Here is a 16,619-nt window from a genome sequence, read left to right on the forward strand (position 1 = left end):
CCTTGGGTGGTAGCCAGCGGCGCCCCGCCCGTCAACCGCGGGACTAGAGGACCAGCGTCGCCGCGGCGGCCAGACCCGCGACCAGCATCGACGCCAGCGCCAGGACGATCTGGGGGCTGCGCCACGCCAGGCGGTGGCCGCGGATCCGCGCCAGTGCCAGCCCGGTCACCATGCCCAGCAGTGCGGGCAGGACGGTAAAGCTTTGCGCGACGACGGCCGCCAGGTCGTGAAAGCCCCCCTGCCCCTGCGCCGCCCGAAACAGCTGCAGCGCGATGGCCGCCAGCAGTGCCGCCAGGACCAGAAGCGGCCAGCGCAGCTGCAGCCGCGCGCTGCCCCAGGCGATGACGCCCGCGCCCGACAGGCACAAGCCCGCGATGATCCAGGGATTCATCGCTGTCCTTCGGCGGTGTTCATGGGCGCGGGCGTGGGCAGCCGCGCCGCGCGGCGCCGCGCGGTCGGACGGCCCAGCAGCATCAGCAGACCCAGTCCAAAGCCCAGAACGTTCAAGCGCGGGGTCAGGCAGGCCAGCGTCAGCCAGACCGCCGCCCCCGCCAGCGCCAGCAGCGGCAGGATCGCAAGATCGGGCGTGGCCGTCACGCGGCCTGGCCCTGCAACCGCGCGGGCAGCCCGTTGGCCCAGGTCGAGATCGTGCCCGCCCCCAGGCAGACCACCATGTCACCGGGCCGCGCCTGTTCGCGGACCAGTCGCTCCAGGTCGTCCTCGGACAGGATGGCGCGGGCGTGGCGGTGACCGTGGGCGATCAGCCCCGCCACCAGGTCGTCGCGCGAGGCGCCGGGAATGGGCTCCTCTCCGGCGGAATAGACGTCGGCGATGGCGACCACGTCGGCCTCGTTGAAGCAGGTGCAGAAATCCTCGAACAGGTTCGACAGGCGCGAATAGCGGTGCGGCTGGTGGACCGCGATCACGCGGCCGGTGCTGGCCTGGCGCGCGGCCTTGAGGACGGCGGCGATCTCCACCGGGTGGTGGCCGTAATCGTCGATGATGGTCACGCCGTTGATCTCTCCGACGCGGGTAAAGCGGCGACCGACCCCGCCGAATTTCGCCAGCGCGGTGCGGATCTCGGATTTCTTGATGCCCAGGTGGCGTGCGACGGCCACGGCCGCCAGGCAGTTCGAGACGTTGTGATCGCCCGGCATGGGCAGGGTGCAGCCCTCGATCATCGGGATCGGACCGTCGGTCGCCTCGCCCTGCAGGGCAATGTCGAAATGCGCGATGCCCTTGTCATAGGTCAGGTTCATCGCCCGCACGTCGGCCTGCGCGTTGAAGCCGAAGGTCACCACGCGGCGATCGGTCAACCGACCCACCAGCGCCTGCACCTCGGGATGGTCGGTGCAGCAGACGGCCAGGCCGTAGAACGGAACCGATGACGCGAAGTTGGTGAAGGCCTGGCGCAGCGCATCGAAGCTGCCCCAATGCTCCATGTGTTCGGGGTCGATACGGATTCGTCGGCCTCGACCACCATCCACTCGCCCGCACCGGCCCGCGCGTTCGAGCCATAGGCGTGGATCACGCCGCCGTTGATGACCGTGGGGTCCAGCCCGCCCGCATCCAGCAGGGTCGCGACCATCGTGGTGGTCGTCGTCTTGCCATGCGTGCCGGCGATGGCGATGTTCGATTTCAGCCGCATCAGTTCGGCCAGCATCTCGGCCCGGCGCACGATGGGCAGGCCGCGCAGGCGCGCCTCCTCCAGCTCGGGGTTGCCCTTCTTGATCGCGGTCGAGATGACGATGACGCCTGCGCCCGCGACGTTCTCGGCGCGCTGGCCCTCGAAGACGGTGGCGCCCAGGGTCTCAAGCCGGTCGGTGATCTTGGATTTCTTGGAATCGCTGCCCTGGACGCGATAGCCCAGGGTCAGCAGCACCTCGGCGATGCCCGACATGCCGATGCCGCCGATGCCCACGAAATGGATGGGGCCCAGCTCTCCGGGCAGTTTTGTCGCTGCGTTCATCGCGTGATCTCCTCGACGAGGTCGTACAGGCGGCGCGCCGCGTCGGGGCGCGCCAGGGTCAGGGCCGCCTGCGCCATGGCCGTGGCCTGGGCGGGGTCCGTCAGGATCGCGCGGATGTCGCGCGTGAGGCTGTCCGCGTCAAGCACGGATTCGGGATGGACATGCGCCGCGCCCGCATCGGCCAGCGCCTGCGCATTCGCGGTCTGGTGATCGCCGGTGGCGGCGGCAAAGGGGATCAGGATCGCCGGGCGGCCGATCACGGTGATGTCGGCCAGCGACGATGCGCCCGACCGGCTGATCACCAGATGCGCGGCCGCGATGCGGTCCGGGACGTCGGTGAAGAAGGGCTGAACCTCGGCCGCGATGCCGGCTGCCGCATAGGCGGCCGTGACCTGATCGGCATCCTCGGGGCGAGCCTGGTGGCTGACCTGCAGACGGGTGCGCAGGTCCGGAGGCAGGGCGGCGATGGCGGCGGGCACGACCTGCGACAGGACGCGCGCCCCCTGGCTGCCGCCGATGACGAGCAGGTTCAGCGCCCCATCGCCCGGCGCGACATAGGGGCTGGCGGCCCGGTCCAGGACCGCGCCGCGGACCGGGTTTCCAACGTGCTGGCCCGAAATGCCCTGCGGCAGGATCGTGGGCCAGGTGCCGCAGGCCACGCGGTGCACGCGCGCCGCGAACATCCGGTTCACCCGACCCATGACGCCGTTCTGTTCGTGGATCATCCGCGGCAGGCCCATCAGATGCGCCGCCGACAGCGCCGGGATGGTCGGATAGCCGCCGAACCCGATCACGACCGACGGGCGGTCGCGCCGGAAGGCCCGGCGGGCGGCCAGCACCCCGGCTGCGATCTTGAACGGTGCCGCCAGCTTGCCCGACAGCCCGCCGCGCGCGGTGGTCGCGGATTTCACGACCTGGCGCTCGACCGCCTCGGGGAACCCGCCGGCATAGCGCGCACCGCGGTCATCGGTGGACAGCTTGACGCGCCAGCCCTGCGCCAGCAGCAGCTCGGCCAGGGCCTGGGCCGGAAACATGTGGCCGCCGGTGCCTCCGGCGGCGATCAGAGCAAGGGGGGCGGCCATCAGCGGGACCGGCGCAGGATTTCGGCGAACTCGCCCTGCGGACGGGTGCGGGTCAGCGCCAGCAACATGCCAAGCGCGATACCGGATGCGATCATGGACGAGCCGCCATAGCTGACGAACGGCAACGTCATGCCCTTGGCGGGCAGCAGGCGCNCCGCGACGCCCATGTTGATCAGCGCCTGCACGCCGAATGCGCAGGCCAGGCCCGTGCCGGCGATGCGGGCGAAAGGATCGCGTTCCCGCACCAGCCGCAGCAGCGAGCGCATGACGATGGTCATGTAGAGGAGGATGATCGCCAGGACCATGATGAAGCCGTATTCCTCGGCCGCGACGGCGATGATGAAGTCGGTATGCGCATCGGGGAGCGACCATTTCACCGTCCCCTCGCCCACGCCGACGCCGAAGAAGCGGCCTTCCTGGATGGCATTCGTGGCAAAGTAGATCTGGGTGTTCGCGTCGATTTCCGATGACAGGAAGCTGTTGATCCGGCGGGCAAAGTGCTCGGACGCGTTATAGGCGAACAGACCGCCCATCCCGGCCAGTCCCGCGACGCAGACGATCAGGATGACCGGCGACCCGGCGACGAAATACATCACCAGCCACGAGAACAGCACCAGCGAGGCCTGGCCGAAGTCGGGCTGCAGGGCCAGCAGGATGACGATCGTCATCGCGGCGCCAAAGGAATAGATCCGCCCCGGAGGGCCGCCCGGTTCCTGCGCCGAGGCCATGAACCACGCGCAGAGCGCCACGAAGCCCGGCTTGAGGAATTCCGACGGCTGCACCGACACGAAGCCCAGCGACAGCCACCGCGTCGCGCCCTTTCCGAAGTCCGTGCCGATGATCGGCAGGGCCAGGATCAGCATGAAGGACACGGCAAAGCCCAGGACGCCGATGCGGCGGATCTGGCGGGGGGTCAGCATCGAGATGACCAGCATCACGAACAGGCCCATTCCCCCGAACACCATCTGTCGCTGGACATAGTAGAACCGCGGCAGGTTGTTCTTTTCTGCCAGGGGCACCGATGCGGCCAGCCCCAGCAGAAGACCGATGGCGAACAGGCCAAGGACGCAGGTCAACGACCATTTGTCCAGGGTTCGCCACCAGCGTGGAAGAATCGGGTCGCCCGCCCGAACGGGCGTCGTGCCGAAGACCATCTCGGTCATGGGAATACCGCCGTCACTGCCTCTGTCCTGTCCGGTTTGCCCGGATCTGGGCACAAGGATAGCGCGATTGTCGCAGGCGCGCTACCACAGATTGTCCGCGGGGCGGGGCGCGCGCCGCAACGTGATCGCGCAACGGGGCCGGAGCCCGCAAGCGGCCTCCGGCACGCTGCCGCCCGGCCCCGTGCCGGCTGTGCGGTTCAGCCCAGGGTGGCCAGGGCGGGGAACGTCTCCAGCAGCCAGAAGCTGAAGGCCGAGAAGGCGCCGGTCAGCAGCATGACACCCACGACCACCAGAAGCGCGCCCATCACGCGCTCGATGGTCTTAAGGTACGGCTTGACGCGGTTCATCAGGCCGATGGCCCGGTTGATGAAGATCGCCGCCAGCAGGAACGGGATCCCCAGCCCAAGGGCATAGACCGCCAGCAGTGCGGTTCCGCGGGACAGTTCGCCCCCGGTGGCCGCAAGCGACAGGATCATGCCCAGCTGCGGGCCGATGCAGGGCGTCCAGCCAAAGGCGAAGGCCAGCCCCAGCACATAGGCGCCCAACGCGCCGCCGCCCTGCTGGCCCGATTGCAGCCGGGCCTCGTGGTCCAGAAGGGGGATGCGGATGACGTGCAGGAAATGCAGGCCCATCACCACCACCATGACACCGGCGACGCGGGCCAGGATGTCTTGGTACTGCAGAAAGGCGCGTCCGAAGGCCGACGCGGCAAAGCCCATCACAAGAAAGACCGTCGACAGGCCCAGCACGAAGAACAGCGCGGGCACGACGGCGCTGCGTTCGCGGGTCTTCAGCCCGTTCACCCCCACCCCGGTCATGTAGGCCAGATAGGGCGGCACGATCGGCAGCACGCAGGGCGACAGGAAGGACAGGACACCCGCCAGCAACGCCACGAAGGCGGCAGGCAGGAAGGCGGCGGTGGCGAGTTCGATTCCTAACATCGCGACACCTTAGCGGGTGGGGATGCAAAGGACAGGGGCCATGGCGTCACGGATGCGTGGGCCGGATGGCAAAAGGGGCGCGGCGTTGCCACCGCGCCCCTGGTTCAGCGAACCTTACCGGCCCGACCACCATCCGCGCCGCTTGGAGGGCGCGGCCTCGGCGACGGGTTCGGGCTGGGCCTCGGCCTGCGGTTCGGGCTCCGCGGGTGCCGCATCGACCGGGGCCGCGGCGGTCTCGACCAGCGCCTCGGCCACCGCTTCGGCGGCGACGGGGGCGGCGTTCAGGCCGGGCAGCGCATCGGCGCGGGCATCCTGGCTGTCCTGCAGGTCGACGACCTCGGCCAGGGGCTGCGCATCGACCGGCTTTCTGGACCGCGACCGGCCGCGCGAACGCGTCCGGGTGCGACCGGCAGGAGCCTCCTCCTCGGCCTGGGGCGCATCGGCCTCGGGCTGATCATCGGCAGCAGCGGCAACCGGTTCGGCGGCGGCGGGGGCTGCCACGTCCTCGTCGGACTGGTCCTCGCCATCGTCGTCCTGATCGTCATCGGCGCGCAGATCCTCGCCCTCGGGACGCTCGCCGGATTTCCGACGACGACGACGACGGCGGCGACGCGACCGACCCTCGCCATCCGCATCCGCATCGGCGGGACGCTCGGCCCGCGGCTCGGCAGCGGGTTCGGACGCCTCGACGACCTCGGCAACCGGCTCCTCCTGCGGCTCGGCGACGTCCAGGTCCTCCTCCTCGTCGATGCTGGCCATCAGGTCGGCATTGACGCCCAGGGGAACGTGGCTGGGCTCGGGCAGCACGCGGGTCGCGGTCTTGAACTTCTCGATCGCGAAGTCCGGGGACACCAGTGCCGGGTCCGCCTCGACGCGCACGGACAGGCCGTAACGCGCCTCGATGCCGGCGACATGCTCACGCTTGGCGTTCATCAGGAAGTTGGCGACGGCGACGGGCGCCTTGACCAGAACCTCGCGCGAACGCTTGCGGGTGCCCTCGTCCTCGATCGCGCGCAGGATGGTCAGCGCCAGGCTGTCATCGCTGCGGATCAGGCCGGTGCCGTGGCAATGCGCACAGGGCTGCGTGGTCGATTCCAGCATGCCGGGGCGCAGGCGCTGGCGCGACATCTCCATCAGGCCGAACCCCGAGATGCGGCCGATCTGGATGCGGGCGCGATCGGATTTCAGCTTGTCCTTGATGCGCTTCTCCACGGCGGCGTTGTTGCGACGCTCGTCCATGTCGATGAAGTCGATGACGATCAGCCCGGCCAAGTCGCGCAGGCGCAGCTGGCGGGCGACCTCGTCGGCGGCCTCAAGGTTGGTCTTGAGCGCGGTCTCCTCGATCGAGCCCTCCTTGGTGGCCCGTCCCGAGTTCACGTCGATGGCGACCAGCGCCTCGGTGATGCCGATGACGATGTAGCCGCCCGACTTCAGCTGCACGACCGGGTTGAACATGCCCGCCAGATAGCTTTCGACCTGGAAGCGCGCGAACAGCGGCATCTGGTCCTGATAATGCTTCACGCTGTCGGCATGCGTCGGCATGATCATCTGCATGAAGTCGCGCGCCTGCTGATAGCCGCGCTCGCCCTCGACCAGCACCTCGTCGATGTCCTTGGAATACAGATCGCGAATATTGCGCTTGATCAGGTCGCCTTCCTCATAGATGGCGGCCGGCGCGATCGACTTGAAGGTCAGGTCGCGGATCTGCTCCCACAGGCGAAGCAGGTATTCGTAATCGCGGCGGATCTCCATCCGGGTGCGTTCGCTGCCCGCGGTGCGGATGATCAGGCCGGCGCCCTTGGGCACATCAAGTTCGCCCGCGATGTCCTTGAGTTTCTTGCGATCCGCGGCATTGGTGATCTTGCGGCTGATGCCGCCGCCACGCGCGGTGTTGGGCATCAGGACGCAGTAGCGGCCGGGCAGCGACAGATAGGTGGTCAGCGCGGCACCCTTGTTGCCACGCTCCTCCTTGACGACCTGCACCAGCATGATCTGGCGGACCTTGACGACCTCCTGGATCTTGTAGCGGCGCGCACGCGGCTTTCGGGGCGCGCGGACCTCCTCGGTCACGTCCTCGTCGGCGACCGATTCGATCTCGTCGTCCTTGTCGGTCGCGTCTTGGCCCGCGTCGTCGGTCGTCGTCTCGTCCGAGGCATCGACCGCCTCGGCGCGGGGCTTGCGGCGCGAACGGCCACGCTCCTCCTCGGCCTCCTGGGCCTCGGCATCGGCGCGTTCCTCGGCCTTCAGCGCCTCGCGGTCGGCCGCGGGAATCTGGTAATAGTCCGGATGGATCTCCGCGAAGGCCAGGAAGCCGTGGCGGTTCCCGCCGTAATCCACGAAGGCCGCCTGCAGCGAGGGCTCGACCCGCGTGATCTTGGCCAGGTAGATGTTCCCGGCGATCTGGCGCCGGTTGGCCGTCTCGAAATCAAATTCCTCGACTTTGGTTCCATCGACCACGACCACCCGAGTTTCCTCGGCATGGGTGGCGTCGATCAGCATTTTCATTGCCATTGTTATGTCTTTCGCGCAGCCGAAGACCGGGTGGCGCCATCGGCATGCCCCGGTTCGGTCTGCGGTGTGATGAGGACACGGGCGCGTCACCGTCGAAGACGTCCGGTCGGACGGGGCATCCTGCCCGCCCGTCCCGAAGTCTGCCGTCCAAAGCGCGCGTCATCGCGTCTGTTCCCTAGGATGGCCCGATGCCGCAAGGCGGGGCCGCTGTTCATCTGACCTCCTGCGCCGCCCCGCAATGCGGTGGCGCGACGGAGGCTTGGTTTTCCGCGGGACACATGGCTGCCCGGTATCGGGATCAGAGGTGCCGCGCTGCGAAACTTTCGGCGCGTGGCAACCCCCGGTTGCGGGCAGCCCTGCGCATGGGGCCAACATAGCGGTGGAACCCATCAAAATTCAATGCCGAAAACGATCCGGGCCAGGCATGGGCGAATTTGCGGCAGCCGCGCAACGTCACGCAGCATTAACAGATTTTTCACGCGCCCGTCGCAGCCTGTCCCTAGTCCGGGATCGACCGGGAACGGAGGCCGCGATGCCCGTGATGCGGATGGATGCCGACCAGCCTGTGCCCCCTGCCCTGCGGGACGCCGCGCGCCGCCTGCCCGCGGGGGCGCCGGTCCTGGTGATGCTGCACGGCTATCGCTATTCCCCGGCCCATCCGGCGCATGACCCGCACCGCCACATCCTGTCGCCCCAGGCCGGTCCCGGCGGCATCTCGTGGCCGCAGCAGCTGGGCTTTCAGGGCGATCCGTCCGAAGGCCTGGCCCTGGCTTGCGGATGGGAGGCGCGGGGCAGACTGCGCCACGCCTATGACCGCGCCGCCGGGGCCGGGGCGGACCTGGGCGCGATGATCGACGATCTGGCGACGCTTGCGGGGCGGCCCGTCGGGCTGATCGGGCATTCGCTTGGCGGCCGCGTGGCGCTGCAGGCGCTGGCCCATGCCACGCCCGGCAGTATCGGCCGGATCGTCCTGCTGAACGCCGCCGAATTCCAGGACGCCGCCCAATCGGCGCTGGACAGTCCGGCGGGCCGCATGGCCGAGGTGCTGAACGTCACCGCCCGCGAAAACGACCTGTTCGATTTCGCGTTGGAACAACTGCTGTCGCGCGGGCGCAGGCGGGCGCTTGGCGCAGGACTGGCGCAGGCCCGCGCCAACTGGGTCGACCTGCAGATCGACGATGCCGCCACCCTTGAGGCGCTGGAGACCTTGGGCTTTCCCACCGCCCGCGGAGCCCGGCTGATGTCGCATTGGACGCCCTATCGGCGCCAGGGACTGTTCGCCTTCTACCGTGCGGCGCTGTGCCACCCCTGGGCCCTGCCCTTGGGCCTGCTGCGCCATCACCTGCCGCTGCGGCCACAGCCGCGCTGGTCGCGGCTGCGGGCGGGGCCGGTGTCCCTGGGCGGAATGCGGGCCTAGGGCTGGGCGTCGTCCTTGACGGGCAAGGCGTGATCGCGATAGAGTTTCGCATTGCCCAGCAGGAACGCGAACAGCAGCACCGGCAGGCCGAAGGTCTTGAACCAGACCCAGGTGCTGTCCGACAGGTTGCGCCAGACCAGTTCGTTCGCGATGGCCAGCGCCACGAAGAACAGCGCCATGCGCAGCGTCAGCTTGCGCCAGCCTTCCGCGTCCATCGGCAGCGCCTCGGACAGGACGGCACCCAGCCAGTTGCGGCGCAGCATCAGGCCGACGCCCAGGATGGCCGCGAACAGCAGATAGATGATCGTGGGCTTCAGCTTGAAGAAGCGCGGATCGTTCAGCCAGACCGACAGCCCGCCAAAGACGATGACCAGAACCAGCGTGGCCACCTGCATCGGCGCCAGCTTGCCGGTGATGCGCCACTGGATCGCGGTCGTCAGCATCAGCGCAGGAATGAAGGCCAGCGTGGCCAGGATGAACCCGCCATAGCTTTCCCCCGCGATGGTCACGGTGTCGTTGCGATACAGCATGAACACCGCAAAGAACAGGATCAGGGGGCCGAACTCCAGCGCCGGCTTGACCCAGGGTTTCGTGTTTTCCATCCCGACTGCCTTCCTGTGGCCGCCCGTCAGGCGGCGAATTCCACGATGACCGCGCCAAGCGCGATCAGCGCCATCAGCGCGACGCGCCGCGGCCCCACCTTTTCGCCCAGGATGACCCAGCCCACAAGGGCGGCGAACACGGTCGAGGTCTCTCTCAGCACGGCGGCGCGGCCCACGTCGTCGATGCGCGTGGCCAGCATCACCGACCCGAAGCTGGCGAATGCCACCACGGCGCCGATCATGCCGCGCGCGGCCAGCGGTGCGACCTCGGCCCGCGGCAGGGCGGCCAGCCGGCGCCAGCTCAGCAGCGGCATGAACAGGCCGTCCAGCACGAAGAACCATGCCAGAAACGTGAACGGGTTCGCCGCCAGCCGGATGCCCCAGGCGTCATAGGTCGTATAGGCCGCGACCGTCACGCCGGTGATCAGCGCCCAGGCCAGCGCCGGGACCAGCGTGTCGCGACCGACCTTCAGCTTGCGCAGGCTGTTCAGCGCCAGCCCGAAGATGCCGCCGACCAGCAGGCCCAGCCCCACCCACTGCACCGCGTTGAAGCGTTCGTTAAAGACGATCATCGCGACCAGCACGACGACCAGCGGCGCGGAACCGCGCACCACGGGATAGACGACCGTGAAAGCCCCCCGCTGATAGGTCTTGGCCTGCGCGATCTTGTAGGCAATATGGATGCCCATCGCGCCCGCCAGCACCGGCCACAGGTGCGGATCGGGCCACGGCACCAGGAACAGCGCCACCGGCAGGGCCAGCACCAGATAGGACAGGTCGATCGCGGCGCGGCTGATCCAGGGATCGTGCCGCCCCTTCTGCAGCGCGCCGAAGACCGCGTGCAGGAAGGCCGCCGTGATCGCCAGGATCGACGCAAGCCGCGCCCCCTGTTCGGTCCCGGCGATCTGGATGATGAAATCTCCCATTCCGCCTGATGGCCCCGATTTGCAGGATGTGCAAGACGCGACGGGTCAATCCAGCCGGATGGCCGCCACGATCGGTCCCGGCAGGGCGCGCTTGCCCATCATCTGCTGGACCAGCAGGGCGTGGCGCGTGTCGTCGGGAAAGGATGCATCGCCGACCAGGTCCGCGCGCACCGTCAGGCGCAATGGCTGCAGCCCGTCCCACCGCGTCAGATGCTGCATCCCCAGGACGACATTGGTATAGATGACGGTCTTGCCGCGGTTCTCTCCGGCGGTCATGTCGACAGGGCGTTCGGGGGCATAGCGAACCAGCAGCACGTCGACCTTGCCGCCCAGATCGGACAGGGGCTGCAGCTCGATCGTCTCTCCGGCGTCGGTGCGCTCTCGCTGGATGGTGACCTCTGCGGGGGCAAAGCGGTGGGCGTCGATCAGGCCCATCAGCTGCGCGGGCCCCGGCGCGACCGCGGTGTCCTGTCCGTCCACGATCATCTGCGGCGTATAGACGGACCGTTCGCCCACCGCATGGGCATAGGCGCTTTGGCGTTCGGTGAATTCGGGCCGGGCAAAGCTGTCGGCCCAGCCCAGATAGTCCCAGTAGTCGACATGGAAGGACAGCGGCAGCACGTCGTGCTGTCCCGCCAGCATGGTCAGCATCGCATCGGCCGGGGGACAGGACGAACAGCCCTGAGAGGTGAACAGCTCGACCACGACCGGCAGGTTGGCCGAGGGCAGGTCCGCCGTCACCGGCGGCGCGGCCTCGGCCGGGACGAAACCGTTCACGCCGCCCGATTCCGTCAGCGACATCGTCGAGGGGCTCTGCCGGCCCGGATCGTCGGGCGCCAGGATCAGCGGTGCCTCCGGGCGGTTCATCTGGCTGGGCGCGGGGCTTGGCGCGCTGCGCTGCGTGATGTCGGCATGGCCGCCATCCTGCGCCAGCGCCGGCGCCGCGGCCAGCATCGCCACCAGCATCATGGCCCCGCCCATCCCGCGGCAGGGCCGCAACGCAGATCGGGGCCACAGGGCCATAAGATGTTTCCCGTCATGTTTCACATCCAGCGTGTTAACGGGTGGCGCGGTGAAACACCAAATCAAGGCTTCGTCAGCGCGTGCGACGGACCGATGCGTGCCTCTTGAGCAACAGCGCGAAAGATGGTATGCAATCGCATACAATTCGCGACGCAACCCTTGCGCGATGCCCCCCGATGGGGCAAAGCAAGGCACACGCCGGACCCATCCATTCTTGCAGACAGGGAGGCCTTGATGCCCATCCAGACCGGAACCGACACCGCCAAGACGCGCCGCACGCTGAGCGCGGGCGCGCAGAGCGTCGACTATTACTCGATCGCCGCCGCCACCGAGGCGGGGCTTGGCGACTTTTCGAAACTGCCGGCCGCGCTGAAGGTCGTGCTGGAGAATATGCTGCGCTTCGAGGATGACGGCCGCACCGTGTCCGTCGACGACGTCAAGGCATTCGCGCAATGGGCCACCGACGGCGGCAAGTCCAGCCGCGAGATCGCCTATCGCCCGGCCCGCGTGCTGATGCAGGACTTCACCGGCGTTCCGGCGGTGGTCGACCTGGCCGCGATGCGCGACGGCATCAAGGCGCTTGGCGGCGACCCGCAGCAGATCAACCCGCTGAACCCGGTCGACTTGGTCATCGACCACTCGGTCATGATCGACGAATTCGGCACCCCCCGCGCCTTCCAGCGCAACGTCGAACTGGAATACGAGCGCAACATGGAGCGTTACACGTTCCTGAAATGGGGCCAGAAGGCGTTCAACAACTTCCGCGTGGTTCCGCCCGGCACCGGCATCTGCCACCAGGTGAACCTGGAATACCTGGCCCAGACCGTCTGGACCGACACGGACCAGACCGGCAAGACCGTCGCCTATCCCGACACGCTGGTCGGCACCGACAGCCACACCACCATGGTCAACGGCCTGGCCGTCCTGGGCTGGGGCGTGGGCGGGATCGAGGCCGAGGCCGCGATGCTGGGCCAGCCGATCTCGATGCTGATCCCCGAGGTCGTGGGCTTCAAGGTCACCGGCGCGCTGCGCGAGGGCGTCACCGCCACCGACCTGGTGCTGAAGGTCACCCAGATGCTGCGCGCCCACGGCGTCGTCGGCAAGTTCGTCGAGTTCTACGGCGAGGGGCTGGACCACATGCCGCTGGCCGACCGTGCGACCATCGCCAACATGGCCCCCGAATACGGCGCCACCTGCGGCTTCTTCCCGATCGACGACGAGACGCTGCGCTATCTGCGCCAGACCGGCCGCGAGGAGGACCGCATCGCCCTGGTCGAAGCCTATGCCAAGGAGAACGGCTTCTGGCGCACGGCGGACTATGCGCCCGTCTACTCCTCGACACTGGAGCTGGACCAGAGCACGGTCGTCCCGGCGATCTCGGGGCCCAAACGCCCGCAGGACCACGTCCCCCTGACCGAGGCCGCGACCGCCTTCGGCGAATACATCCGCGGCATCCGCCCGGCACCGTCCGTCCCGGCCGAGGAGAAGGCGGAGATGACCGAGGAAGCCGGTTCCCCCGATCCCGCGCCCGAGGAAATCCCCGGCGGCAGCCACGGCCACCTGAACAGCGGTGCCGTCGAGGGCGAGGACTATACCCTGCGTGACGGTTCGGTCGTGATCGCGTCGATCACCTCCTGCACCAACACGTCGAACCCCTATGTGCTGATGGCCGCGGGCCTGGTCGCCCGCAAGGCGCGCGCCCTGGGCCTGACCCGCAAGCCTTGGGTCAAGACCTCGCTGGCACCCGGCTCGCAGGTGGTCGAGGAATACCTCAAGGCCGCGAACCTGCAGGAGGACCTGGACGCCCTGGGCTTCAACCTGGTGGGCTTCGGCTGCACCACCTGCATCGGCAACTCGGGCCCGCTGCAGCCCGAGATCTCGAAGGCCGTGAACGACAACGACCTGGTCGCCGTGTCGGTCCTGTCGGGCAACCGCAACTTCGAAGGGCGCATTAGCCCGGACGTCCGTGCGAACTATCTGGCCAGCCCCCCGCTGGTCGTGGCCTATGCCATCGCGGGCGACATGAACATCGACGTGACCAAGGACCCGCTGGCGCACACGCCCGACGGCAAGCCGGTCTATCTGAAGGACATCTGGCCCACCTCCAAGGAGGTCGCGGACCTGGTCGACACCATCGTCACCCGCGAGATGTTCCAGGCGAAATACGCCGACGTCTTCAAGGGCGACGAGCGCTGGCAGGGCGTCGAGATCACCGACAGCGAGACCTATGACTGGCCGGCCTCGTCGACCTACATCCAGAACCCGCCCTATTTCCAGGGCATGTCCAAGGATGCGGGCACGATCAGCGACGTGAAGGGCGCCCGCGTCCTGGCGCTGCTGGGCGACATGATCACGACCGACCACATCAGCCCCGCAGGTTCGTTCAAGCCCACCACCCCGGCAGGCAAGTACCTGACGGAGCGCCAGGTCTCGCCGCGCGATTTCAACAGCTACGGCTCGCGCCGCGGCAACCACGAGATCATGATGCGCGGCACCTTCGCCAACATCCGCATCCGCAACGAGATGCTGGACGGGGTCGAGGGCGGCTACTCCAAGGACGCGTCGGGCAACCAGGCCGCGATCTATGACGCCGCGATGTCCTATGTCGAACAGGACACCCCGCTGGTGATCTTCGGCGGCAAGGAATACGGCGCAGGTTCGTCGCGTGACTGGGCGGCCAAGGGCACCAACCTGCTGGGCGTCAAGGCCGTGGTCGCGGAATCCTTCGAGCGGATCCACCGGTCGAACCTGGTCGGCATGGGCGTCATCCCGTTCGAGTTCACCAATGGCGACACCCGCCATTCGCTGAACCTGATCGGCGACGAGGTCGTGACGATCGAGGGGCTGGCCGGCGACTTCAAGCCGCTGTCGATGGTACCCTGCACGATCAAGTACGCCGACGGCACCGAGAAGACGATCCAGCTGAAGGCCCGCGTCGATACCGAGGTCGAGATCGACTACCTGAAGAACGGTGGTGTGCTGCACTATGTGCTGCGCAACCTCGCCGCCGCCTGATCCGCCCGCGCTGCGAAAAGGAAACCCCCGGCAACGCGCCGGGGGTTTCTTCATGACCAGGGCCAGGATGGGCGCCGACCACGCCGGGGCGGGCATCTTTGTTGCCGAAAACCCGGCGAGGACCGACGCTGGGACAGCCCCCCGCCCGGCGCGGATCAGCCGCCGATGGCGACACCCTCGCGGCGCGGGTCGGCGCCGCCCTGCAACCCGTCGGGGGTGACCACGATCCCCTGCAGGCCCGATGTCAGCTCGGTCTCGTTCAGCTCGAACCCCATCGCGGTCAGCCCGTCGGTCAAGGCCGCGGGCAGCCCCGCCTCGACATCCATCGGGCCGAAACGGTTCACCAGGTTCGGCCCGGCCACGGTGGCCTGGATGTCCAGGCCCCAGTCCAGATGCGCCACGATGGCCCGCGCGACATAGCCGATGATCCGGCTGCCGCCCGGCGATCCGATCACCATCACCGGGGCGTCGTCCTTCAGCACGATGGTCGGCGCCATCGACGACCGCGGCCGCTTGCCCGGCGCGATGGCATTGGCGATGGGCCAGCCGTCCGCATCATGCGTCTCGAAGCTGAAATCGGTCAGCTCGTTGTTCAGCAGGAACCCCGCCGCCATCACCCGCGACCCGAAACCGTTTTCGATGGTGGTGGTCATCGACAGCGCATTCCCGTCGCCATCCACGATCGAGATATGGGTGGTCGAGGGCAGTTCCAGCGCGCTGTCCTGGCCCCACAGGGCGGCGTGGCTCCACCCCGGCTAGCCGGCGGTGACCTCGGGCAGGCTGTCGTCGCCCTGCAGCAGGGCGGCGCGTTCGTCCAGATAGGCCGGGTCGATCAACCCTTGGGTCGGCATCGCCACATGATCGGCATCCGCCATGAAGCGGCCCCGATCGGCGAAGGCCAGGCGCGAGGCGTCGCCGATCAGGCGCCACGCCTCGGGGCTTTCGGCGCCAAACGAAGCCAGGTCATAGCCGCCCAGCATCCCCAGGATCTGCCCCACCGTCAGCCCCCCGGAGGATGGCGGCCCCATGCCGCAGACGTCGTGATCGCGATACTCGACGCAGACCGCCGGACGCTCCACGACGCGATAGGCCGACAGGTCGGACCGGGTCAGCAGGCCGGGATTGTCCTCGGCCCCGCGGACCGCCGCGACGATCTGGTCCGCGATGGGACCGTCATAGAAGGCATCCGCACCGTCGCGGGCCAGCGCCCGCAGCGTGTCGGCATAGGCGGGGTTGGTCAGCGTCGCCCCCTGCGCGACGGGTTGACCGCCGGGAAAGAAATAGTCCGTCGTCGCCGGATAGCGGGCCAGGGCATCGCCTTCGGACGCGACCAGCGAGGCCAGCCGCGGCGACACCGTGAACCCGTTCTGGGCCAGATCGATGCCGTCCTGGAACAGCCCGGCCCAGTTGGCGCGACCCCATTTGCGGTGCGCTGTCTCCAGCAGGCGCGGCGTGCCGGGAGTACCGACGGACCGACCGCCCACCACCGCCTCCATGAAGTCTAGCGGCTGACCCTCGTCATCCTGGAACAGCGTGGGGGTCACGGCCATCGGTGCGGTCTCTCGGCCGTCCAGCGTGGTCACCTCGCCCGTGGCGGCGTCGTACCAGACAAGAAACGCCCCGCCGCCCAAGCCGGAGCTTTGCGGTTCCACCAGGCCCAGCACGACCTGGACCGCGACCATCGCGTCGGCCGCGCTGCCGCCCTGTTCCAACACGCGGGCGCCGGCCTGCACGGCCAGCGGGTGGGCGGCGCTGATCATCCAGTCGGGGGCGGTAACCGGGCGACCCTCGGCCTTGGCGGCCAGCCCGTCGCGGGCGGCCTGCGTCAGATCACCAAAGCCTTCGGTCGCGACCTGCGTGCCCGACGCGGCCTCGGGCGCGATCGCATCGGTCGCCTGCTGGGCCATGCCCCAGGTGGTGCTGCCCATCAGCAGCGCCAGTGCCAGACCTGTCCGTGTCATCTGCCGTCT

11 protein-coding genes and 2 pseudogenes are annotated in these 16,619 nt (G+C 68.5%); 2 read left to right on the forward strand and 11 right to left on the reverse strand.

Going from position 1 to position 16,619, the window contains the following annotated elements; translation table 11 throughout:
- Positions 1 to 43 precede the first annotated feature (43 nt).
- From GBO37_RS15455 to GBO37_RS15485, 7 genes and pseudogenes are all read right to left on the reverse strand, one after another.
- On the reverse strand, positions 44 to 391 hold the full coding sequence (locus tag GBO37_RS15455) for a hypothetical protein (protein ID WP_194885290.1): 348 nt from the start codon (positions 389 to 391) through the stop codon (positions 44 to 46).
- The gene (locus tag GBO37_RS15460) at positions 388 to 597 is read right to left on the reverse strand and encodes a hypothetical protein (RefSeq protein WP_252929923.1); all 210 of its coding nucleotides are present in this window, start codon (positions 595 to 597) and stop codon (positions 388 to 390) included. The genes GBO37_RS15455 and GBO37_RS15460 overlap by 4 nt, the downstream gene beginning before the upstream one ends.
- Positions 594 to 1,969: pseudogene (gene murC, locus GBO37_RS15465) on the reverse strand (UDP-N-acetylmuramate--L-alanine ligase). Before murC ends, GBO37_RS15460 begins: the two are co-directional and overlap by 4 nt.
- A complete protein-coding gene (locus GBO37_RS15470; RefSeq protein ID WP_252929924.1) occupies positions 1,966 to 3,051 on the reverse strand; it encodes a UDP-N-acetylglucosamine--N-acetylmuramyl-(pentapeptide) pyrophosphoryl-undecaprenol N-acetylglucosamine transferase in 1,086 nt (361 codons plus the stop codon). The pseudogene murC and the gene GBO37_RS15470 overlap by 4 nt, the downstream one beginning before the upstream one ends.
- Positions 3,051 to 4,214: a putative lipid II flippase FtsW gene (ftsW, locus tag GBO37_RS15475; protein WP_252929925.1), complete on the reverse strand. Its 1,164-nt coding sequence runs from the start codon at positions 4,212 to 4,214 to the stop codon at positions 3,051 to 3,053. The genes GBO37_RS15470 and ftsW overlap by 1 nt, the downstream gene beginning before the upstream one ends.
- A 197-nt stretch (positions 4,215 to 4,411) precedes the next feature.
- Positions 4,412 to 5,155, reverse strand: a complete 744-nt coding sequence (locus GBO37_RS15480; protein ID WP_045981138.1) for a cytochrome c biogenesis CcdA family protein — start codon at positions 5,153 to 5,155, stop codon at positions 4,412 to 4,414.
- A gap of 114 nt (positions 5,156 to 5,269) precedes the next feature.
- Positions 5,270 to 7,666 carry a ribonuclease E/G gene (locus GBO37_RS15485; protein WP_252929926.1) on the reverse strand — a complete coding sequence of 799 codons (2,397 nt, stop codon included), beginning with the start codon at positions 7,664 to 7,666 and terminating at the stop codon, positions 5,270 to 5,272.
- 532 nt (positions 7,667 to 8,198) lie between these two features.
- Here GBO37_RS15485 and GBO37_RS15490 point away from each other — a divergent pair.
- The gene (locus tag GBO37_RS15490) at positions 8,199 to 9,083 is read left to right on the forward strand and encodes an alpha/beta fold hydrolase (RefSeq protein ID WP_252929927.1); all 885 of its coding nucleotides are present in this window, start codon (positions 8,199 to 8,201) and stop codon (positions 9,081 to 9,083) included.
- Here the strand turns inward: GBO37_RS15490 and GBO37_RS15495 are convergent.
- Genes GBO37_RS15495 through GBO37_RS15505 form a run of 3 tightly spaced genes read right to left on the reverse strand, consistent with a single transcriptional unit; the run spans position 9,080 to position 11,634 of the window.
- Entirely contained in the window at positions 9,080 to 9,685 is a 606-nt protein-coding gene (locus tag GBO37_RS15495) for an inner membrane-spanning protein YciB (RefSeq protein WP_252929928.1), read from the reverse strand. The two genes, GBO37_RS15490 and GBO37_RS15495, sit on opposite strands and share 4 nt — an antisense overlap.
- A gap of 26 nt (positions 9,686 to 9,711) precedes the next feature.
- Entirely contained in the window at positions 9,712 to 10,611 is a 900-nt protein-coding gene (locus tag GBO37_RS15500) for a DMT family transporter (protein ID WP_252929929.1), read from the reverse strand.
- A gap of 45 nt (positions 10,612 to 10,656) precedes the next feature.
- Positions 10,657 to 11,634: a thioredoxin family protein gene (locus GBO37_RS15505; protein ID WP_139597696.1), complete on the reverse strand. Its 978-nt coding sequence runs from the start codon at positions 11,632 to 11,634 to the stop codon at positions 10,657 to 10,659.
- Between the two features lie 234 nt (positions 11,635 to 11,868).
- Between GBO37_RS15505 and acnA the strand changes: the two genes are divergently transcribed.
- Entirely contained in the window at positions 11,869 to 14,649 is a 2,781-nt protein-coding gene (gene acnA / locus GBO37_RS15510) for an aconitate hydratase AcnA (protein WP_252929930.1), read from the forward strand.
- Positions 14,650 to 14,804: 155 nt separating this feature from the next.
- Here the strand turns inward: acnA and ggt are convergent.
- A pseudogene (gene ggt / locus GBO37_RS15515) lies at positions 14,805 to 16,610 on the reverse strand (gamma-glutamyltransferase).
- Between the last annotated feature and the right edge of the window lie 9 nt (positions 16,611 to 16,619).

The organism is Paracoccus sp. 08 (assembly GCF_024105395.1).
Taxonomy (GTDB): domain Bacteria; phylum Pseudomonadota; class Alphaproteobacteria; order Rhodobacterales; family Rhodobacteraceae; genus Paracoccus; species Paracoccus marcusii.

What these genes read in the sequence shown, in the direction of transcription:
- GBO37_RS15455 (WP_194885290.1), bottom strand. Translation starts at nt 391, where the DNA reads ATGAATCCCTGGATCATCGCGGGCTTGTGCCTGTCGGGCGCGGGCGTC.
- GBO37_RS15470 (WP_252929924.1), bottom strand. Translation starts at nt 3,051, where the DNA reads ATGGCCGCCCCCCTTGCTCTGATCGCCGCCGGAGGCACCGGCGGCCAC.
- GBO37_RS15480 (WP_045981138.1), bottom strand. Translation starts at nt 5,155, where the DNA reads ATGTTAGGAATCGAACTCGCCACCGCCGCCTTCCTGCCTGCCGCCTTC.
- GBO37_RS15485 (WP_252929926.1), bottom strand. Translation starts at nt 7,666, where the DNA reads ATGGCAATGAAAATGCTGATCGACGCCACCCATGCCGAGGAAACTCGG.
- GBO37_RS15490 (WP_252929927.1), top strand. Translation starts at nt 8,199, where the DNA reads ATGCCCGTGATGCGGATGGATGCCGACCAGCCTGTGCCCCCTGCCCTG.
- GBO37_RS15495 (WP_252929928.1), bottom strand. Translation starts at nt 9,685, where the DNA reads ATGGAAAACACGAAACCCTGGGTCAAGCCGGCGCTGGAGTTCGGCCCC.
- GBO37_RS15500 (WP_252929929.1), bottom strand. Translation starts at nt 10,611, where the DNA reads ATGGGAGATTTCATCATCCAGATCGCCGGGACCGAACAGGGGGCGCGG.
- GBO37_RS15505 (WP_139597696.1), bottom strand. Translation starts at nt 11,634, where the DNA reads ATGGCCCTGTGGCCCCGATCTGCGTTGCGGCCCTGCCGCGGGATGGGC.
- acnA (WP_252929930.1), top strand. Translation starts at nt 11,869, where the DNA reads ATGCCCATCCAGACCGGAACCGACACCGCCAAGACGCGCCGCACGCTG.